The organism is Leuconostoc sp. (assembly GCF_965300815.1).
In genome coordinates, this window is the sequence record NZ_CBDKZH010000175.1 from 1 (window position 1) to 1,785 (window position 1,785).

Below are 1,785 nucleotides of genomic sequence, written 5' to 3' on the forward strand. Positions count from 1 at the left end.
AGCTATATCAAGTCGCAACTTCGGTTGCGGCTTTTTATGTTGTTTTAAACAGGATAAAAAACGCCAAACCTAATTTTTCAGGTTTGGCGTTTTTTCATATTTTCTATCTTTACTTAACGTCAGTAAGCCTAAAATGATAAATGACATCGGGAACATCAAAACCGGTAGTGCAAAAGGATGCCTCATCGTCAACAATGTATAACTAAATAACATAATCCCAGTGCCAACAATCAGCCACCCGCGATAGGGATAAATCACCCGCATCGGTTTCGTATGCTTAAGTCGTTTGCCCAAAATTGTTGCGAAAGCAAATAATATTAGTGGCCATACTAACTGCGTCATCACAACTCCCCGTCAATAGCAACGATAAAAGCTAATCGTTTTTTCGTGTCAATATTGGTTCTATTATAACATTTGTAATCGTTTTAACAAGCGGTGGCGCATTATTATAATATTTCGCATTACTCCTCTAAAATCGCATCATAGCACCGACATTTCTCACTGTCTTTTTACCGATTTAGTCTATCGTTGTCTGATTTAGCGTAACCAATTTTCTTCTCAAGTCATCATTTACAGCATAAATATAAAGGCCATGTACACCGCGTGTCAGCAAAACATTAACAATATTTTTTAGAAATGCTTTATTTTCAGCAGTATTATACGTCCCCTTCTGCTTGCGCATTTTAGCATGATCAAATGAATAGTCAGCGTCAATATCTAACGCATTTGTTGCCTCATTCCAAATAACTGATGGCCCCAAAATTACCCCAACATAATTCAAATCAATCCCTTGAACTGTGAAGTCGCTGCCAACTTCGCCAATACTTTCCGCAATTTCTTGCCATGGTATTTGTTTATTTTGAGCTAACTTGACTTGTGGTAATTCAAGATTCCAAGGGACAATCTCACCACCAAAATTTACTGTCCATCTTTTGGCCTTGACCCCTGCGAATATTTCCAATCGTAAGTTGCTACTAGTCTGCTTAGCCCAACTTCTTCATTTTTCTTTTCAATCGCTGCTTTGAATTTTTTTGCACTGTCAAAAAATTTAATTTGATATGTCTCATCATTTGGTGGCATAATCAGCGAATTATTTTCAAAATGGGCTAAATTTTCAATCCACTGTTGCGTTTGTTTACTAGCTTGTATCCGCCACTGATTTTCTAAGTAAAGTGTTTTAGTATCTGATCCATTAACTAACCACCAAAGTGTATCATTATCACTGATATTATTTCTCACCGATGTTACCTGTTTTGGATCATAAACCAATACCATTGTCCGCGCTAATTCATGTAGGGCCTGTAAATCTGGTTGCCATTTGGCTTTGTTAACACGCCCGTAATTACCACTCCATAAGAGATGTGCCTCATCTACCAAAAGAACATCAACCGGTTCGCCTCTATTAATAAATGTCGGTACATCCATCACAACATTCTTGCCCATATTTAGCTTACGGGCAATCTGTTCATAAGTGCGCCGTTGTTGTTCATGACGCACTAACAGCACAACCGTGGCAGCATGTTTAGTTTTTTTATCCGCATTTAATACCGGACACGGATTTTGCCAAATTTCATAAAATAGTTGCGACATCAGTACGGTCTTCCCAGAACCCGCAAGCCCCTGTATCTTGATAATTTTATTATCCCAACCATTGACTAGGGTATCTTCAATAGTAAGACTAATGAGATTTTTTGCCTTTTCCTGTTCTGGACTTAATGATTTAAATGGACTATTGGCAAAAAGGGCTTAATTTTTGACAGATTGCAAACTCGATACGCTTTTTTG

The 1,785-nt window shown here is 37.8% G+C and carries 3 protein-coding genes; all 3 read right to left on the reverse strand.

The window, feature by feature from the left end:
• Window positions 1-69 precede the first annotated feature (69 nt).
• Window positions 70-342, reverse strand: coding sequence for a hypothetical protein (locus ACW12G_RS07800; protein ID WP_048700854.1), 273 nt, complete (start codon window positions 340-342; stop codon window positions 70-72).
• A gap of 175 nt (window positions 343-517) precedes the next feature.
• Window positions 518-961 carry a DNA/RNA helicase domain-containing protein gene (locus tag ACW12G_RS07805; protein WP_455647699.1) on the reverse strand — a complete coding sequence of 148 codons (444 nt, stop codon included), beginning with the start codon at window positions 959-961 and terminating at the stop codon, window positions 518-520.
• A complete protein-coding gene (locus ACW12G_RS07810; RefSeq protein ID WP_455647700.1) occupies window positions 919-1,590 on the reverse strand; it encodes a DNA/RNA helicase domain-containing protein in 672 nt (223 codons plus the stop codon). Before ACW12G_RS07810 ends, ACW12G_RS07805 begins: the two co-directional genes overlap by 43 nt.
• Window positions 1,591-1,785 lie beyond the last annotated feature (195 nt).